This window comes from Microlunatus panaciterrae (assembly GCF_016907535.1).
GTDB classification, from domain to species: Bacteria; Actinomycetota; Actinomycetes; order Propionibacteriales; family Propionibacteriaceae; genus Microlunatus; species Microlunatus panaciterrae.
This window is the reverse complement of the sequence record NZ_JAFBCF010000001.1, coordinates 2,486,139-2,503,692: the sequence shown is the minus strand read 5'-3', so window position 1 is coordinate 2,503,692 and position 17,554 is coordinate 2,486,139. Positions and strand designations below refer to the sequence as shown.

Below are 17,554 nucleotides of genomic sequence, written 5' to 3'. Positions count from 1 at the left end.
GCCAGCGCCGCTAGCCGCGTCCCTCTCGCCAGGTCTGCACAGCCTGCTCCACATCGACGGTCTTGATGAAGATGTTCGGACCGTCGATGCCCCGGATCCGGGACTCTCGGATCCGGCTGTTCAGGTTCTCGATGATGGCGCGCACGGTGTCCTCCGATCGTTCCTCCGCCAAGGCTTCCTGAAGGTTGGCGACCTCCTTGCGTAGCAGGAGCGAGCCAGGCAGCGGTGCGGAGATCTTCTCCCGCTCCATCAGGCCCTTGACCCACCAGTTCTCGTCAGGACGGCCGTCGAGTCCCTTGATCGGCTTCCCGCTGCCGGGCAGGTTGTCGAACTCACCTCGCTCCTGGGCCTCGCGGATCTGTCGGTCTATCCAGGATTCGAAAGGGGGCATGGTCGCAACACCGCCTCGGAGTCGAGTGCGCCAACGGCCCGAACTCTACCCGACCACGCTGTGGCAGGCTGAGGTCATGGATCCGTGGATCGTCGGACTGATCGCCGTCATGGTGGTCGGCCTCGCCGTGATCGTCTTCGGAGCCTTGTCGGACCGGGGCAGGAACAGGCGCGCCGCGGCAGAGATGCTGGCTCCGCCCAAACGTGTCATTCCGCAGTTCCGCCCTGACGCGCCGGCGCCGCACTACCTGTCCGAGCTGCAGGCACGGCGACCACCCGCCGATGCCCCGCCCACCGCCCTGACACTGAGCCAGCGACAGAAGATCACGCAGCAGCTGGATGCGACCAGCACCACCAGGATCGGTGCTGGTTATGCGTCGCCGGCCTTCGTCACCGACTCCGCCGCCTCGTGGTCGGTGTTGGACCGGCCGCGGGTGCTGATCTGCTCCGACCGGGTCGACTCCATCCGCGAGCTGCTGCCCGTACTGGAGAAGTTGATCTTGAGCAGGACTCCGTTGGTGGTCTGCGCACCGTCGATGTCGGAGGAGGTGTTGAAGACTCTGGAGGTGAACGTGATCAGGAGGACGATGCCGCTGCTGGCCGTCGTCAGCGAGGACGCCGCTGTGCTGCGGCCTGTCGCTGGGGCTACTGGTGGCGTTCCGGTCAGCCACACCGACCTCCAGGCCAGTTTCGTGCCGCCTGACATGCTCGGCAGCTGCGAGCGGTGGGTCAGCTCCGCCTCGACCAGCTTCATCATCACTGCTCCCTCGGCTTCGGACACCGACGACATCAGCTCGGCGGAATAGTGGCTCCCACCGAACGGTTGGCACCAGGGTGAGCAGCACCAGACACGCCAACTGGGGATACCTCGGCGTCCTGACCCCGATCATCTTCGCCACCACGTACATCCTCACCACCAATTTCCTGCCGCCCGACCGGCCACTGTTGGTGGCCACGATGAGAGCGCTGCCGACTGGACTCGTGCTGGTGATCGGGACCAGGGTCCCGCCGCTGGGGTGGCGGCTGCGGTTCCTGCTGTTGTCGGTGCTCTACTGCTCGGCCTTCTTTCCGCTGCTCTTCGTGGCGGCTTACCGCCTCCCGGGTGGGGTGGCCTCGGTGATCAACTCGCTCAGCCCGATCCTCGTGGTGCTGCTGTCGGTCCCCTGGTTGGGCGCCCGGGTGCGTCCGGTCCAGATCGTCGCCGGTCTGGTGGGTGCGCTCGGTGTCGCCCTGCTCGTGCTGCGCTCGACGGCCCGACTCGACCTCTTCGGTGTGCTCGCCATGGTGGTCGGGGTCTCGATGATGGCCGTGGCCACGGTGCTGACGAAGCGCTGGGGTCAACCACCCGGCATGAACGCGATGGGCTTCACCGGGTGGACCTTCCTGCTCGGCGGTCTGACCCTGCTGCCCTTCACCCTGCTCTTCGAGGGCCTCCCGGACCGGCTCACGGGCCGCAACATCGGCGGTCTGGTCTATCTCGTGCTGTTCAGCGGGATCATCGCGTACGCGCTCTGGTTCTGGTCTCTGCAGCGGCTCCCGGCGAGCTCGGTCACTTTTCTTTCCCTGCTGAACCCCGTGGTGGCTGCGGTCATCGGCTGGATCGTGCTGGACCAGACCCTGAACGGTTGGCAGCTCTTCGGCGCGGTCCTGGTGCTGTCGGCGGTCGTGCTGGGGCAGCCACTCACACTGTGGCGGCGGCGCCCGGTGCCGCACGACCAGTCGCGCGAGCGGGTCGCATCCACCAGCAGCCCGTCTGCGGACTAGCACTGGCACCGAGGCCGGCCGGGAGCGGCACTCGGAACAGAGTGTCAGTGGGCCACTCTAATATGAACGTATGTTCGAAGCGGCGACAGCGGAACCGGCCAAAGGGTGGGACACCGCCACCCTGGCCACCAGGGTCGGGACCGCCTACCGGGCGCTGGTGGCCGCGGAGGCCGCCCAACTGGAGCTCGCCGCGGTCTGGGCCGACCTGCACGCCCAGCCCGATCCTCAGCAGGTCGCCACCGCGCTGCCAGGTCGCGAACATCCTCGCCCCTTCGGCGGGGAGAGCACGCCGGAGGTGCTTGAGTTCGCCGCGGCCGAGCTGGGCGCCCTGCAGGAGATGGGAGCCGTCTCCGCCGGCAAGTTGATCGCCGACGCCTTGGACCTTCGGCACCGGCTCCCCCGGCTCTGGCAGCGTCTGCAGGCCGGACAGGTCCGGGCCTACCAAGCCCGTTGGGTCGCGCAGCACACCCGACATCTCAGTCCCGCCGCCGCCGCATACGTCGACTCCCGGGTCGCCGGCCACGCCAACGCGTTGCCCTGGAGCCGGTTCCAGACCCTGGTCGAGGCGACCATCATCACCGCCGACCCCGACCAGGCAGAGGCACGCGCCCGCATGGAAGCCGCCGACCGGTTCGTCCGCGCAACACAGTCCAACGAGCACGGACTCAAGGTGCTCATCGCCAAGGCCAACGCCGGCGACGTCATCCTCTTTGTGGCCATGGCCGACCGGATCGCGCAGATCCTGCAGCTGCACGGTGACACCGACCCAGCCGACACCCGGCGCGCCAAGGCCATCGGCATCCTCGCCAACCCCGCCCAGGCCCTTGCCCTGCTGCTCGACTACACCGACCGCCACGAGCCACCTGCCGACCTCGAGGAACACCAGCCAGTCGCCCTGACGGCTGTCAGCGATGAGACTCCCGCGGCCAGCGAAGCCAGGGATGACCGACGTCACGTGTCCGAGTGGGATCTGCACCCCCGCGACAATGACGCGGAGGACCGTCCAGCTCAGGGACCGTCCTCGACCGACAACCTGCCGGCGCTGGTGAGAGCACTCCCCCAGGACCTGCTCCGGAGGCTGCGGAACGTCACCCTCTATGTCCACCTGCATCGCGACACTCTGCTCGCCGGAGGCGGAGTCGCACGACTCGAGGATGCCGGACCGATCACCCTCGGTCAGGTGCGCGAGCTCCTCGGCTCCGACTGCCAGATCACCCTGCAGCCCGTGATCGACCTGGCCGACGCCCCACCCGTCGACGGCTACGAGTTCCCGGCGCGTCTCCGTACCAACCTCTTCCTCCGCAACCCGGCCGACATCTTCCCGTTTAGCACGCACACCGGCCGTCGCAAACAGATCGACCACACCATTCCGTACCGGCCGAGGGACCGCGGCGGACCGCCCGGCCAGACCCGGATCGGCAACGCTGGCCTGACGACCACGCTCAGCCACCGCATCAAGACCCATGGCCGCTGGCAGCTGCAACAACCGCGCCCCGGCGCGTACCTTTGGCGATCGCCGACTGGTTGGATCTATCTGGTCGACCACACCGGAACGCACAACCTCGGCAACGACCACCTGGCCGAGTCGGTGTGGCATGCCGCCCGGAAGATCACCACAGCAGCGGAGACGCCCCCTCCCGCGCGGCAGGACGACCGCGGACGCGCGCGGGTCGTGTCGATACCGCGCTGCGACATCCACCATCCACGGGTACCCGTGCTCGTCGGCCACCATGGTCGGGCAACCTGACTGGACCGGCGCGCTGCCCGCTAGCATCAGCCGGGTGAGCCCTTCCAGCGAGACCGGCCAGACCGACAGGCGCTGGCCGCGGCACGTCTTCGGCGTCGGCGACGAGCCTGACCCGCGGTTTTCGTTCGCCAACGAACGCACCTTCCTCGCCTGGATCCGCACCGCACTGGCCCTGGTGGCCGCAGGGGTGGGGGTCGCCGCCATCTCCCAGCTCAACCACTCGTTGACTCTGGAGGTGCACGTCGCCTCGCTGGTTCTGGTGATCTGCGGGCTTGCGGCCGGGGTCGGCGCATTCACCCGCTGGGCTCGCCACGAGCGGGCCATCCGGCTCAACCAGGCCCTCCCCTCCTCGCCGTTGATGCCGTTCCTCACGGTCGGAGTGACCATCGTCGCCCTGATCGCGTTCGTCGTTCTGCTGTCCTGAACGCCATGGAGCGACCCTGGGATGCCGGCGTGCAGAACGAGCGCACTCGACTGGCCTGGCAACGCACCACGCTCTCGGTGCTGGGGTGCCTACTGCTGATCGCCCGCCTGGTCGCCGACGTGTCCACCACCCTGGCGCTGCTCATCGTGCTCGCCGGTGTGGTCACCACGGCCTCTCTGGGCCTGCTCTCGATCCGGCGCTATCGCCGCACCCACTCCTCGCTGCATGCCAACCGGCTCATCGGCGACGGCTGGCAGAACCTGCTGGTCACCGTGCTCGTCGTGCTCGCCGCGGCCGGCGGTCTCGCGTACGTAGTCGCCGGCTGAGGCACCCGCATCAGCCGCTAGATTGGCACGCATGACGACAACCGCAATCGCCTACGCAGCCCCCGCCGCCAAGGCCCCGTTGGAGAAGACCACCATCACCCGGCGCGAGCTGGGACCGCACGATGTCGCCATCGACATCGCCTATGCGGGTATCTGCCACTCCGACATCCACACCGTCCGTGATGAGTGGGGGCAGGCGCACTACCCGCTCACCCCCGGCCACGAGATCTCCGGTCACGTCACCGCTGTCGGCGCCGACGTCAGCCGGTACGCCGTCGGCGACCGCGTCGGTGTCGGGGTGATGGTCGACTCCTGCCGCGAATGCCCCGCCTGCCGGGACGGCGAGGAGAACTACTGCGAGGAGGGGATGGTCGGCACCTACGACGCCGAGCTGCCCAACGGAGAGATCACCCAGGGCGGCTACAGCACGGCGATCGTGGTGGATGAGAACTACGTGCTGCGGATCCCCGAGGGTCTCGACCTGGACGCGGCGGCACCGTTGCTGTGCGCCGGCATCACCGTGTACTCCCCGCTCCGGCACTGGAAGGCCGGACCGGGCACCAGGGTCGCCGTCATCGGACTGGGCGGCCTGGGTCACATGGCGGTCAAGTTCGCCGCAGCACTCGGTGCAGAGGTCACCGTGCTGAGCCAGAGCCTGTCCAAGGAGGCCGACGGTCGTCGGATGGGGGCCGCCCACTACTACGCGACCAATGATCCGGCCACCTTCGAGACCTGCAAGCGCTCCTTCGACCTGATCATCAACACGGTGTCGGCCAACCTCGACATCGACGACTACCTGGAGCTGCTCGACCGCAACGGCACTCTGGTCGAGGTCGGGCTGCCCGAGAACCCGATCCCGGTCAAGGCAGGCAGCCTGATCAACCCGCGGGTCAGCCTCTCCGGCTCCATGATCGGCGGCATCGCCGAGACGCAGGAGATGCTCGATTTCGCTGCCGCACATGGGCTGGCCAGCGAGATCGAGGTGATCAGTGGCGAGCAGATCAACGAGGCGTACGACCGAGTGGTCGCCAGCGATGTCCGGTTCCGGTTCGTGATCGACATCGACACCCTCCGCACCGCGCACTGACTGCCGCACCGCGCTCTGAGCTTGTCGAAGAGCTTCTCGCCCTTCGACAAGCTCAGGGCGCGTCGTTGTGGTAGCTCAGGGCGCGTCAGCGTCGTCGTGCTTCAGCCGTAGCCGAGCTCGTGAAGTCGGGCATCGCTGACGCCGAAGTGGTGGGCGATCTCGTGCACGACGGTGATGCGCACTTCCCGCGTCACCTGTTCGCGGCTGTCGCAGATGGCGAGCGTCGGGTGCCGGAAGATGTAGATGCGATCCGGCAGCACACCGCCATACCATCCACCCCGTTCGGTCAGCGGTATGCCGTCGTAGAACCCGAGCGTGTCGGGCGGCTGCTCCGGCGGCGGATAGTCCTCCACCAGGATCACGCAGTTGTCGACGAGTGTGGCCAGTTCGTCGGGGACCTGGTCCATCGCCTCCAGGACGAGCTGCTCGAACTCGTCGGCACCCAGCTCGATGGCCATCGGCTACGTGTCGCTGACGAAGCGGCCGCCGGGCAGGTCCCGGTCGCCGAGTACGGCGAGCGCACCCAGCCACCCGTACTGAACGGCCTCCATGGACCGAGCGTAATGGCTCGCCATCACCTCCGATGATGCGACAAGTGAGCAAATCACATCGGTGAAATTTCGCTGATGTGATCCGCGTGTCGACTTGCCAAACGTCCTAAACGCGTACTCAAGACTTGCCGTTACGCATGTGACGCGATTAAAGTCGTGCGGTGTTTGGGGTTGTTGTTACTTCTGCGGCGGTCGGGGCGTCATGATTCGTCGACTCTGAACTGCCCATTTATCCAGACGGTCCGGGAAGGCCGCCGAGGAGGAAACAGCAGTGAACATCGCCATACGCAGAGCCAGGGCCGTCATCGGCCTTGCCGCCTCTGCGGGCTTAATCGTTGGTCTTACGGGGACGCCGGCATCGGCTGAGTCCACTGTCACCGCCGTTGAGGGGGTGAACATTCGATCGGGGCCGGGCACGAACAAGCCCATCGTGGGAGGTCTGTATCGCGGCCAGTCCATCCCCGCGATCAGCACCACCAAGAGCGGCTGGACGAAGGTGCGCTTCAACGGCTCGACCGCCTATATCTCCAGCCGCTACCTGACCAGGAGCGGCAAGGGAGCACCGGTTGCTCCAGTCAAGATCAACACGGCCAGCACCAAGATCACCACGGCGCGGCTGAACGTCCGCACCGGCCCGAGCCTGCAGGGCAAGGTCGTCGGGGTCATCGGGACCGGCTCCATCGTCAAGCTGACCGGCAAGTACTCCCGTGGTTTCAGCGAGATCGTCTATGCCAACAGCCGGCGCTGGGTGACCACCCAGTACCTGGCCAGTTCGACCAGAGGCCTGCCCGAGATCACTGGCACCCGTACCGCCACAGCCGACCTGATGGTCCGCACCACCGCGGACGAGGACTTCAAGGTGGTCACCGAGATCAAGAAGGGCGGACAGGTCTCGATCACCGGGGCCACCCAGAACGGCAGGGCCCAGATCATCTACAACAACGCGGTCCGCTGGGTGACGGCCAAGTACCTGTCCACTGCGGGAGCGACCCGGCCCACAACACCGGCGCTGCCAAGGGTCACCGGCACGCGGTACGCCACAGCGCCGCTCGACATCCGCAGCGCTTCGGGGACCAATCACAAGGTTCTCGGCGAGGTGCCTCGGGGGACACGGCTGTCCATCACCGGGGTGACTCAGAACGGTCGGGCCCAGGTCATCTACAACAATGCCGTCCGCTGGGTGACAGCGCAGTACCTGTCGACCAGCAGACCGGCGGCCTCCCCGCCTGCGCCCTCGACCGGCAGTATCGGAGGCTCCGGGTTGGCGACCCTGCGACCCACGACCAAGAGGGTGCTGTTCGCAGCGCATGCGGCGTTCCCGCAGGTGACGACCTTCTATGGCGTGCGACCGGACGCGATCCCGGACCATCCGTCCGGCAAGGCGCTGGACATCATGCTCCCCAACTACCAGTCAGCGTCGGGGAAGGCGCTGGGTGGCAGGATCGCAGCCTGGGCGCAGGCCAACCAGAGCCAGCTCAACATCGAGTACGTGATCTGGAACCAGCACATCTGGAATGTGAAGCGTGCCGACGAGGGATGGCGGTTCATGGCCGACCGTGGTGGCGACTCGGCCAACCACAAGAACCACGTCCACATCACGGTTCTCAACTGAGCCGGCCGACCGACCGAACGACAAAGGCTGCGACCCCAGGTCCACCCGGTTTGGGCCTGGGGTCGTGGCCGCCATATAGTGCTTCGGTCCGGTCCCCATCGTCTAGCGGCCTAGGACACCGCCCTTTCAAGGCGGCAGCGCGGGTTCGAATCCCGTTGGGGATACCAGCTCAATCCGACGCTGACCCAAAAATCGGTCGGTATAGGGTGCCGCCATGCCGGATTTCACGATCAAGGCACTCACACCGAACACCTTCGACGACTTCGCCGCGCTCGTGGAGCGGAACAAGGGCATGTTCTCCGGCTGCTGGTGCACGAAATTCCATCCCGACTGCCCGGAGAAGGGCCAGAGTGCCGAAGGCAACCGGACACTCAAGCAACGACTGGTGGCCGAGGGGATCGCCCACGCGGCGCTCGTCTACGACGGCGACCTTGCCGTCGCCTGGGCCGAATACGGATCACCCGAGGAACTGCCCGACATCCATCACCGCAAGGAGTACCTCGCCACCGCCGAGCGACTACCCGACTACCGGATCACCTGCATCCTGGTCGAGCGCGGCCGTCGCGGACAGGGCCTGGCAGCGATCGCCCTGCGCGGGGCCGTCGACCTCATCGCCCAGGCCGGCGGCGGCCTGGTCGAGGGCTACCCCCACGACACCGCAGGGATCCGCAAGAAGAACTCGTCTTTCCTCTACAACGGCACCCGCGCCATGTACGAGCACGAAGGCTTCGCCTACGACCGCCCCAAGGGGCAAGGCAATTGCGTGATGGTGCGCCAGGTCGCCCCGAGCACGCCCACCCCCAACCGTTCCAGCCCTCCTGTAAGAGGCGACGGCTGACGGCCCTACGTCGTCTCCACAAGTCGCTCGGCTCGAGACGATGTCGCGCCGAGCGTGCATTCAAGACGCTGCCAGGGCGCGCACTGCGCGTTCGATGACGGGGCGCAGGTCAAGCTCGGGGTCGACGGTGAGCCGGTGCAGGAGCAGTCCGTCGGCGAGCGCCATGAGGGCCCGGGTCGCCGGCACGGGATCGGCGATGCCGACGGCCATCACCATCAGCCCGGTCCACCGCTCGAACTCGCGGCGCTGCCGGCGCAGTGGCTCGCCCAGCTCAGGATCGCTGGAGAGTTCGAGAAAGAGGGCATAGCGTGCGCGGGTGCGCGCGGCGAACCTTCCGGTCTGAAGTTCGGCCATGGCGCACAAGCCCTCGATCAGCCCGTCGAGTCCCATGATCGCCGGCATCGCGGCCGGGTCGAAATCGGCGCGCTCGCGCTCGGCGATCCAGTCGACCACGCCACCGAGCAGCGCTCGGCGGGTGCGGAACCAGTTCGAGGTCGACCCGGGCGGCAGGCCCGCTCTGTCATCGACTCGAGCATGGCTCAGCGCGCGGACTCCCGCGGTGCCGAGCAACTCCACGGCCGCCTCGAGTGCACGTTCCCGGGTGGCCGGCGGCATGGACGTCTCCCTCGACGAGGTTTACTATAAACACAGTAGTAGGACCGGAGGAGGCGGCAATCATGCCTACGCCCGAACCACGTATCACCCGCTCCGTAGACGCTTCGGCGTGGTCGCCGCCGCTTACCGAGGCATCCGGCTTCGACCATCTTGTCATCGAGACGCCCGGCCTGCGTACGCACGTCGCCGCCATCGGCGAGGGCGAACCGGTCGTGCTGTTGCACGGATTTCCTGAGCATTGGTGGCAGTGGCACGCGGTAGCTCCGGTCATCGCCGCACGCGGCTACCGCGTCATCTGTCCCGACCTGCGCGGGGCCGGCTGGACCGTGGCCGACGATCCGCGGGTCGAACGGGAGACTCGGCTTAGCGACCTGCTCGCCCTCTTCGACGTCCTCCGCATCGAGCGCGCCCACGTCGTGTCCCACGACATGGGCGTCATCACCGCGATGCAGCTGACCTACGATCACCCCGAGCGGGTTCGAACGGCAGTGCAACTCGCGGTGCCGCCGGCCTTCTTCAGGTTCAGCCCGAAGATCATCCCCGGGTTCCGGCACCTACCCCCCTTCATCTGGCACCGCCCTGGCGCCTCACTTCGCGGAGTCTTCTCCGAGGCGTACGTCGCGCGCCCGATGTCGGAGGCGACCATCGAAGCCCACCTCGCCCCGCTGCGCCGACCCGAGATCGACGGCGCGGTGCGTCCGCTCACCCGCGGCATGGTCCTGCCCGAAGCCATGCGCATGATGCGCGGCGTCTACCGACGCCGGCGGCTCACGGTGCCGACCCTCGTCGTATACGGCCGCCGTGACCACCCCTGGACCGAGCAGGTCCTGGGGCGCATCTGCCGCAACGCCGAGCGGTACGCCGATCGCGTCGAGTTCGCCTACGTCGACGACGCAGCGCACTTCATCACCGACGACGCACCCGCCGCAGTCGCCGACCTCGCGCTCGACTGGTTCGAACGCGCCGCATGACCCCGGCAGCGGGTTCGCATCCCGTTGGGGATGGGTCAACCTTCGTAGCCGATGAGCCAGCGGACACCGAATCGGTCTGTGACCTGTCCGTCGTGGGCGCCCCACGGCCTCAGCTGCAACGGGTCGATGTCTACCCCGCCGCTGCTCAGCGCGGCGAACCACGCTTCGAGCGTGCCGGGATCGGCAGTGCCCAGCAGCGAGAACAGCACTCCCTCGAGCCGTAGGCTGGGCTCGCCGTCGGCCGCGTCGGAGGCGAACAGCTCGACCGGCCCTTGCAGCATGCCGTGCGAGATGGCATCGGGCGGTCCGTCGTTACGTCCGAAGTCGGCCAGGGTGTTCAGCACCAGCTCGCCGCCGAACACCTCCCGGTAGAACGTGAGCGCTTGCCTGGCTGTGCCAGGGAACGAGAGGTAGGGCGTCAGTCCGGTCATGTTGAGCTTCCTGTCTTCGGCGCTGGAATGGGGAGCCGGTTCGCTACCCTAGCGTCAGTGCTCTTCCCCGCGCAGTCTCGCTCGGCTGAGGATGCTGGCCCTGCGGCGGGAGTCCATCCACACGACGGAACGCTTGGCCACCAGCACACCGCCCAGCGCACAGAGGATGCCGAGAACGAGACCGCCGATGATGTCGGGGACGTGGTGCACGTGCGCCGCCACCCGGGCCGCGCCAGCAGTCAACGCCACCAGCACCAGACTGGCGCCCAGCCTGCGGCGCCATCCGAACAGCGTCGCTCCGATAGCGACACCCAACGTCGTGTGATCGGAAGGGAACCCGTTGTCAGGTGCGTGGGCGAAAAGCGGTGGATGCCCGTCGACAGCGAAGGGCCGCGGGTCGAACCAGACGGCCGCGGACACGTTGATCGCGATCGCCGCCAGCGCCAGCGCCACCACTCCGGCGATGATCATGGCCGCCTTGGCCTGGCGGGAGGCCCGCCACCAGGCAAGAAGCGCTCCGAGCGGGATCAGGAACACCGCGTACTTCGCGACCAGGACAATGACAGTACTCACCCGCACAGGATCGGTGATCAATCTTCGAGGTTGCTTAGACCAGACGGCCTCCACCCGAGACGACGACCGGGTTGCCACCGTCGGTGGTCGTAGAGTGATCGGTAGCCATCAGGCGGCCCGTCAGGGAGATCAGGAGTCGATATGAGAGCTCTCGCCCGTGCCACCGCTCTGTGCTCGGCCGCTGTGCTGTGCCTGGCCGCCGCAGGCTGCAGTCCGCCGGTCCGCGTGTCGCCGGGCTCGATGGCGGCACCGCAGCAGGTGGCCGCGTCTCGACCCGCCCCTGTGCGCACCACCAAGATCCTGACCATCGTCATCGAGAACCACAGCCTGACGCAGATGCGTCAGGGCATGCCCTACCTCAACCGACTGGCGAGGCGCTACGGCTACGCCACCGACTACCGGGCCGTCACCCATCCCTCCCTGCCCAACTACCTCGCCATCGCGTTCGGCACCACCGCCGGTGTCACCGACGACGGGCCGCCACGCCAGCACCGGGTGAAGGGCGACAGCGTGATCTCCCTGGCCCGCCGCAACGGCACCGGCGCCCGGGTCTATGCCGAGTCGATGAGAGACCACTGTCAGCGCACCAACACCTACCCGTACGCCGTGAAGCACAATCCGTGGGCGTACGGCTCCGCCGGCTGCGCCTCCGGCGACGTTCCGGCGGGCACGCCGAAGGCCGGCCGGCTCCGCTCGGACGCGGCGTCCGGGAGGCTCCCCTGCGCCGGGATGCTGGTGCCGAACCTGATCCACGACGCGCACGATGCCTCGCTGGCCACCGCGGACAGATACCTGCAGAGCTGGCTGCCGACGCTGATGGCTGGACCGGACTTCAGAAGCGGCCGACTCGCCATCGTCATCACCGCCGACGAGGCCAACCGGTCCAGCACGACCAACCGGGTGCTGACCGTCGTGCTCAGCCGCTCCGTCTCCCACAAGGTCGTCAGGACCCGGCTGACCCACTACTCCCTCGCCAGGCTGTACGGCACCACCTGTCACGAGAGCAGACTGCTCGGCAAGGCATCCTCGGCCCGCTCGATGCGCGTGGCGTTCGGGCTGACCAACTGACGCTGCCCCCGATCTTGTCCACCCCACGATCGTGGTCAGTGCAACGGGAAGCAGCCGTCGAAGGCCCACAGCGGGTTGACCACCACCTCACCGTCAGCGGCCACCACGGTCGGCTCCCCGTTGAGATCGGCCGGTCCGTCGCCGTCGGCCGCGAAGCAGCCATCGGGTCTCACCGTCAGCGAGTAGGCAGCGGCGCCGGTGGTGGCCCGCGGCGTACGCCAGGTGACGTTGCAGACCCAGTCGTCGCCCGGCCCAGACGTGCTGCCCCGGCGGTTCTGCCGGGCACAGTCGGCGGTCGGATGCAGGTCGGCCGCCGCGAGCCGGGTGCCGCGCTGCCGCTGCTGCAGGACCAGCAGGTGCGAGAACGACTCGACCATCGCCTGCTCCACCCGGGCCTCGGTGATCGCGGAGCTGCAGCCGGGCAGCCACAGCGAGAGCAGGACCAGAGAACCCCCCAGCACCAGGCGGCCGAGTGATCGCCTCGGAGGACGGGTCATCGGACCGCCACATCCCTGCGTACGAAGACGGTGGCAGCGATGGCAAGGCAGGTCACCGCCGTGAGCAGACTCGCCGACACCCCCAGCCACAACGGCACGACATCGGGCCGGTCCAGCCACAGACCATGCCAGCAGGCGAACGCGCCGGCCGGTGACAGCATTCGCACGGTCGGCGGCAGATCCGTCAGCGCACCCAGCTGCGCCACCAGCGCGAACAGCACCGGTCCGCCCACCCCCACCAGGCTGTTGCGGGTCACAACGGACAGCAGCAGGGCGAACGAGGCCAGCGCCAGCACCGGGCACAGCTGGCTGAGGCCGGACCACGCGACGAGTTCCACCCCCTTGGCGACCTGCACCAGGGATCCCGACAGGTTGATGATGGGATCACTGCCGACCAGGAACACGCCGGCTCCGGTGCTGATGGCCGCCACCACCAGGGTCATGACGACCGGGAAACCCAGTCCGACCAGACATTTGCCGGCGAACACCTCGGCGCGGCTCCGCGACCTGCTCAGCACCAGCTTCCAGGTTGCATAGCGATCCTCCGCAGCGAAGACGTCGCCGGCGACCAGAGCCGCCAGCGCGGGAAACGCCCACTGTCCCCCGAAGCCGAGCACCAGCAGCGGGAGCGCGAGACCGGACACATGCACCCAGCGACCGAACAGGGTGTCCGAGGGGGTCGTGCTGGCCACCTTCAGCACCCCCACCAGCAGGATGGGCGCCAACACGCACACCCACCACACGACGATGATCCGCTTCTGGGCCAAGAGCTTCCGCAGCTCCAGCCGCAACACCTGCCCGACTCCGGCGGCCGTCACTTCGGCGCCCTGTCCAGGCGGTCGAACAGTGCGCGCAACGGGGTCTCCCGCGGCTCGAGTCTGCGGATCGCGATGCCGGCAGCAGCCAGCGACAGCACCAGCTCGTCCAGCGCAGCCTGTCCACCCCGCACCACCAGTCGATCCTCCTGCCAGCGCACCTCGACGCCAGCGAGCGAGACCGCCACCGCCAGGGCGGCGTCGTCATCGCTCGTCCGGAGCACCACCTCCGGCGGCGCCAGGCCGGCCAACGCCTGCGTCGGCGTCGACATCACCACCCTTCCGCGGACCAGGATCGTCACGTCGTCGCAGGCACCTGCCACCGCCTCGAGATCGTGGCTGCTCAACAACACCGACACGTCTCCGTCGGCGAGCTCGCGCAGCAGCGCCAGCAGATCCGCCGCGACGCCGGGGTCGAGGCCGCCGGTCGGCTCGTCCAGCACCAGGAGCGCCGGTGAGCGCATCAGGCAGGCCGCCACGCCGAGCCGGGCCCGCATCCCCATCGAGAAGGCCGCCACCTTGGTGCTCGCCCGGGACTGCAGACCGACGCGGCCGAGTGCGTCGGTCGGCGACATCCCTCCAGCGTCGTCGAGCCGCGCCAGCACCTCGAGATTGGCCTCGGCGTCCAGGTAGGGATAGAACCGGGCCTCCTCCACCGCACCGGCGATGCCGCCGGGCACTCGGCTCCGCAGCGCTCCCAGCGCCATACCGTCGAACTCCATCGAGCCGCTGTCCGGGTCGAGCAGACCGAGCAGAGCCGCCAGCAGGGTCGACTTGCCCGCACCGTTCGGCCCGACCAGACCATGCATCCGGCCAGGACGCACCTCGAGCTCCACGTCCTCGAGCGCGGCCACCCCCCGGTAGGCCTTGGTCAGACCGGTGACCCGCAACCCGGCATCCGCAACGGCGGAACGCCCACCCCCGAAAGGGTGGGCGTTCTGCCCGGTCGAACCGGCCGTCATCGGCTACCTGCGCTGTGCGGGCGCAGCGCCTTCGTCTCCGGCAGCTTGCCGTCCGGGTCATGGCTGACGGCGGCCTGCGGGAACTTCGCCAACACCTCCTGCGGCGTCATCACCTTCGCGTCGCCCGGGTACGGCTTGGTGAAGTGGTTCGAGGTATACCAGGTGAGCCGGTTGAAGGGCTCGAAGGCGAGCTGGTCAACCTTGGTGAAGTCCTGCTGCTCGGACCAGGCGATCCAGGTCTTCTGCATGGTGCTGTCCGCCTGTGCCAGCGTGGGGTTCATCGTGTCGAGTGGCACGGTGTTGTCCAGCTTGGTGTACGGCGTCAGGTTGCGCCTGGTGGTGAAGACGTCGTACATCGGCTGAGCGGCCAGGTCGACCTGGTTCATCGGCGGCAGGCCGAGGATCTGCTCGATGGTCCTGGTGACGTTGACCTGGGTATAGCTGGTGTGGACCACCGCGCCGCGCCTGGCATAGGGGCTGATCACCAGGGGCACGTTGCGATGTCCGTCGACGTGGTCGACACCGTTCTGGGAGTCGTCCTCGATCACGAAGATCGCACTGCTCTTCCAATACTTGGAGTGGGAGATCTTGTCCACGATCCGACCCACCGCAAGATCACTGTCGGCCTGCATCGCTGCCGGCGTCGGGTATCCCGGCGACGAGCCGTTGGTGTGGTTGCTGGACAGCCAGAGCATGTTCAGGTTGGGCAGCGAGTCCTTCTTCGTCATCTCGTCGAAGTCGTTCAGGAACAGGTCGGCCCGGTACTGGTCGGGGATCTTGGTGTTGAAGTTGGGGTAGTCCCGGTCGAGGATGCTGGCCAATGACGGCACGTCTGTCTTCGTGGTGAAGGTTCCCAGCGGCACATGCGGTTGACCCGTCCGCTTGCCCTCCAGGATCTGTGAGTCGCGGTACCAGTCGGACCAGCTCCCGGTCGCGGCTGAACCATCGGCTCCGGTGAACCACTCGGCGTACTCCCCCCACACTCTCGCCTTCAGTCGGTGCGCCAGGGCGTTGTCCCACAGGAAGCCTGACCTCGGGTAGACCATGGCGTCGGGCTGGCCGTAGTTGCGGACGTAGTTGGCGTAGGAGCGTTCCAGGTAGTCGTTGACGAACCCGGCATCGAGCCAGGTGTGCCCGGTCGCGGAGTTGGTGCCGTCGGAGTAGAGGTTGTCGATCAGCGGGAACTCCCCAGCCAGGGCATGGGTGTTCGGGGTGATCTTGCGGCCGAACTGGGTCAGAGTCGGATCCCCGTTGCCGCGAGGGTCGTCGCCGAGCACCTGGTCGTAGGTCCGGTTCTCCCGGACGATCAGGAACACGTGCTTGATCGGCGACGGGTCACCGATCCGCTCCGGCACCGGGACCGGCCTCGCCTTGGTCGTGCCCGCCTTCTCGTTGCGTGCCTCGAGATTGTGCCATTGGTTGTTGGAGAACACCTGGCTGGTGAGGCTGGCCATGTCCTCCGCCTTCGGCGGATCGAGCAGCTGGACGACACCCACATCGGAGTACACCTGCCTTCCGGTCGCCGGTTCGGTGCCGGGGCCTTCGGCGATGGTCCGCGGGTCACCGAGTGCGCCCACGCCCTTGAGGTTCCCGACGACGATCTTGCCGAGCTGCCGGTCCACGATGATCTTGCCGGGATACCACGCCGTCGGGACCAACCCGGCGAAAGCCGGGGTACTGCGGGTGCCAGCCAGCTCATAGATCGCCAGCGCGTTGTTGCGACCGAGACTGACCGCGAGGTGGTCGTCGTCGATCATCGCCAACGCGTTAGGCGAACTGCCGTACGGCTGACCCGGGATCGGGTTGACGTTGAAGGTGCGTGCGACCTCGCCGGTGGCGGTGTTCAGAACGGAGACGGTGTCGTCACTGGAGTTCGTGACCAGGACGTCGCTGCCGCGCACCATCAGGGCCGAGGGGTCGAGGCCGACGTCGTAGGTGCGAACGACGGCGTGTGAGCTGAGATCCAGCTCACTGACCGTACCCGAGTCGGCGCGGCCGTCTCGGCGGTCGGCGACCACCCGGGAGTTGTAGGAGTAGTTGGTGAAGTCGGACGACTTGGTTCGGCGGCCGCCCTCGTTGCTGACCAGGACGCGGTTGCCGACCACAACGACATCGCGCGGAGCGATACCGACTGCCGTCTGCCAGGAGGTCGCACCGCTCGTCGAGTCGATCCCGACCACGGTGTCGTAGCCCGACAGCGAGGCGATGATCGTCTTCTGGTCCGGGGCCCAGGCGAGTCCACTCGGCAGCGGCTGCGCCAGCGACCCGTCGGGGCCCTTGGGTACTCCCCCGGGCGCGCTGTCCGGGAGCTTGACGACGACGGGATTGCTCAGCGTCCCGTCAGCAGCGACGTCGAAACGCAGGAGGTTCTTCGCCTGGGCCGCCCACAGCTGAGTGCCGTCGGCGGAGTAGAGCAGGCCACCGACCGCGACATTGCCGCTGCCGGTGCCCTTCGGGGGCGTGTACTGCTGGAGCACCGTGTTGTTCACCAGGTCGACAACGGTGAACAGACCCTTGCCCGACTTGGTGAGGTCGACGGCCGTGCGGCCGTCGGGACGGATCGCGAGGTCCATCACCTGGCCGCTCTGTTCGATCGTCGTGCCGAGCGGCTTGACGTACTTCCCCTCCGGTACGAGCACCGAACCGTCGGCCTGCCGACCGACCAGGTTCGTCCCGAGGGGCGCGTTGCTGTCCGCGGTGGCCCCGACCACCATCGACAACGAGGCGGTCGCTGCGACCCCGATCGCCGTGACGGCCAGCAGGCTCCTGCTGAGCTTCTTCTTCATTCGACCTTCTTCTGGGGATGAGTGCACACTGGGTGGAGGCCTCCCCGAAGCGGCCAGCAACGAACCTTCCAGCCCCACGATTCGTGTGGCTAACTAT

General features: G+C 67.6%; 19 protein-coding genes and 1 tRNA gene. 11 read left to right on the top strand and 9 right to left on the bottom strand.

What is annotated here, in order from left to right:
• Positions 1 to 10 precede the first annotated feature (10 nt).
• Positions 11 to 391: a DnaJ family domain-containing protein gene (locus JOE57_RS11375; protein WP_204918044.1), complete on the bottom strand. Its 381-nt coding sequence runs from the start codon at positions 389 to 391 to the stop codon at positions 11 to 13.
• 76 nt (positions 392 to 467) lie between these two features.
• Here JOE57_RS11375 and JOE57_RS11370 point away from each other — a divergent pair, with 76 nt between their 5' ends.
• The 6 genes from JOE57_RS11370 to JOE57_RS11345 all read left to right on the top strand — a co-directional run bounded on the left by JOE57_RS11370 (position 468) and on the right by JOE57_RS11345 (position 5,738).
• Positions 468 to 1,196: a TCP-1/cpn60 chaperonin family protein gene (locus JOE57_RS11370; protein ID WP_204918042.1), complete on the top strand. Its 729-nt coding sequence runs from the start codon at positions 468 to 470 to the stop codon at positions 1,194 to 1,196.
• 28 nt (positions 1,197 to 1,224) lie between these two features.
• A complete protein-coding gene (locus tag JOE57_RS11365; RefSeq protein WP_204918039.1) occupies positions 1,225 to 2,154 on the top strand; it encodes an EamA family transporter in 930 nt (309 codons plus the stop codon).
• 70 nt (positions 2,155 to 2,224) lie between these two features.
• Positions 2,225 to 3,901, top strand: a complete 1,677-nt coding sequence (locus JOE57_RS11360) for a DUF222 domain-containing protein (RefSeq protein ID WP_204918037.1) — start codon at positions 2,225 to 2,227, stop codon at positions 3,899 to 3,901.
• A gap of 34 nt (positions 3,902 to 3,935) precedes the next feature.
• The gene (locus JOE57_RS11355; protein WP_338041271.1) at positions 3,936 to 4,325 is read left to right on the top strand and encodes a YidH family protein; all 390 of its coding nucleotides are present in this window, start codon (positions 3,936 to 3,938) and stop codon (positions 4,323 to 4,325) included.
• Between the two features lie 5 nt (positions 4,326 to 4,330).
• The gene (locus tag JOE57_RS11350; RefSeq protein ID WP_204918033.1) at positions 4,331 to 4,651 is read left to right on the top strand and encodes a DUF202 domain-containing protein; all 321 of its coding nucleotides are present in this window, start codon (positions 4,331 to 4,333) and stop codon (positions 4,649 to 4,651) included.
• Positions 4,652 to 4,682: 31 nt separating this feature from the next.
• Entirely contained in the window at positions 4,683 to 5,738 is a 1,056-nt protein-coding gene (locus tag JOE57_RS11345; protein WP_204918031.1) for an NAD(P)-dependent alcohol dehydrogenase, read from the top strand.
• A 101-nt stretch (positions 5,739 to 5,839) separates the two neighbouring features.
• Here the strand turns inward: JOE57_RS11345 and JOE57_RS11340 are convergent, their stop codons facing one another.
• The gene (locus JOE57_RS11340) at positions 5,840 to 6,196 is read right to left on the bottom strand and encodes a metallopeptidase family protein (protein ID WP_204918029.1); all 357 of its coding nucleotides are present in this window, start codon (positions 6,194 to 6,196) and stop codon (positions 5,840 to 5,842) included.
• A 364-nt stretch (positions 6,197 to 6,560) separates the two neighbouring features.
• Here JOE57_RS11340 and JOE57_RS11335 point away from each other — a divergent pair, with 364 nt between their 5' ends.
• From JOE57_RS11335 to JOE57_RS11325, 3 genes are all read left to right on the top strand, one after another.
• Positions 6,561 to 7,901 carry an SH3 domain-containing protein gene (locus JOE57_RS11335; RefSeq protein ID WP_338041270.1) on the top strand — a complete coding sequence of 447 codons (1,341 nt, stop codon included), beginning with the start codon at positions 6,561 to 6,563 and terminating at the stop codon, positions 7,899 to 7,901.
• Positions 7,902 to 7,992: 91 nt separating this feature from the next.
• Positions 7,993 to 8,068, top strand: a tRNA-Glu gene (locus tag JOE57_RS11330).
• 47 nt (positions 8,069 to 8,115) lie between these two features.
• A complete protein-coding gene (locus JOE57_RS11325; RefSeq protein WP_204918025.1) occupies positions 8,116 to 8,739 on the top strand; it encodes a GNAT family N-acetyltransferase in 624 nt (207 codons plus the stop codon).
• Between the two features lie 60 nt (positions 8,740 to 8,799).
• Here JOE57_RS11325 and JOE57_RS11320 read toward each other — a convergent pair whose 3' ends face one another.
• The gene (locus JOE57_RS11320; protein WP_204918023.1) at positions 8,800 to 9,354 is read right to left on the bottom strand and encodes a TetR/AcrR family transcriptional regulator; all 555 of its coding nucleotides are present in this window, start codon (positions 9,352 to 9,354) and stop codon (positions 8,800 to 8,802) included.
• 62 nt (positions 9,355 to 9,416) lie between these two features.
• Between JOE57_RS11320 and JOE57_RS11315 the strand changes: the two genes are divergently transcribed.
• Positions 9,417 to 10,325 carry an alpha/beta fold hydrolase gene (locus tag JOE57_RS11315; RefSeq protein ID WP_204918021.1) on the top strand — a complete coding sequence of 303 codons (909 nt, stop codon included), beginning with the start codon at positions 9,417 to 9,419 and terminating at the stop codon, positions 10,323 to 10,325.
• A gap of 35 nt (positions 10,326 to 10,360) precedes the next feature.
• Here JOE57_RS11315 and JOE57_RS11310 read toward each other — a convergent pair whose 3' ends face one another.
• On the bottom strand, positions 10,361 to 10,756 hold the full coding sequence (locus JOE57_RS11310) for a VOC family protein (RefSeq protein ID WP_204918019.1): 396 nt from the start codon (positions 10,754 to 10,756) through the stop codon (positions 10,361 to 10,363).
• 54 nt (positions 10,757 to 10,810) lie between these two features.
• Entirely contained in the window at positions 10,811 to 11,329 is a 519-nt protein-coding gene (locus JOE57_RS11305) for a phosphatase PAP2 family protein (protein ID WP_204918017.1), read from the bottom strand.
• Positions 11,330 to 11,470: 141 nt separating this feature from the next.
• Between JOE57_RS11305 and JOE57_RS11300 the strand changes: the two genes are divergently transcribed.
• On the top strand, positions 11,471 to 12,397 hold the full coding sequence (locus JOE57_RS11300; protein ID WP_204918015.1) for an alkaline phosphatase family protein: 927 nt from the start codon (positions 11,471 to 11,473) through the stop codon (positions 12,395 to 12,397).
• 35 nt (positions 12,398 to 12,432) lie between these two features.
• Here the strand turns inward: JOE57_RS11300 and JOE57_RS11295 are convergent, their stop codons facing one another.
• The 4 genes from JOE57_RS11295 to JOE57_RS11280 are packed head-to-tail and all read right to left on the bottom strand — an operon-like array spanning position 12,433 to position 17,457.
• On the bottom strand, positions 12,433 to 12,894 hold the full coding sequence (locus JOE57_RS11295) for a hypothetical protein (RefSeq protein WP_204918014.1): 462 nt from the start codon (positions 12,892 to 12,894) through the stop codon (positions 12,433 to 12,435).
• Positions 12,891 to 13,712, bottom strand: coding sequence for an ABC transporter permease (locus JOE57_RS11290; protein WP_204918012.1), 822 nt, complete (start codon positions 13,710 to 13,712; stop codon positions 12,891 to 12,893). Before JOE57_RS11290 ends, JOE57_RS11295 begins: the two co-directional genes overlap by 4 nt.
• Complete coding sequence (locus JOE57_RS11285) at positions 13,709 to 14,671, bottom strand: ABC transporter ATP-binding protein (protein WP_204918010.1); 963 nt, start codon at positions 14,669 to 14,671, stop codon at positions 13,709 to 13,711. Before JOE57_RS11285 ends, JOE57_RS11290 begins: the two co-directional genes overlap by 4 nt.
• On the bottom strand, positions 14,668 to 17,457 hold the full coding sequence (locus tag JOE57_RS11280) for a bifunctional YncE family protein/alkaline phosphatase family protein (RefSeq protein WP_204918008.1): 2,790 nt from the start codon (positions 17,455 to 17,457) through the stop codon (positions 14,668 to 14,670). Before JOE57_RS11280 ends, JOE57_RS11285 begins: the two co-directional genes overlap by 4 nt.
• Positions 17,458 to 17,554 lie beyond the last annotated feature (97 nt).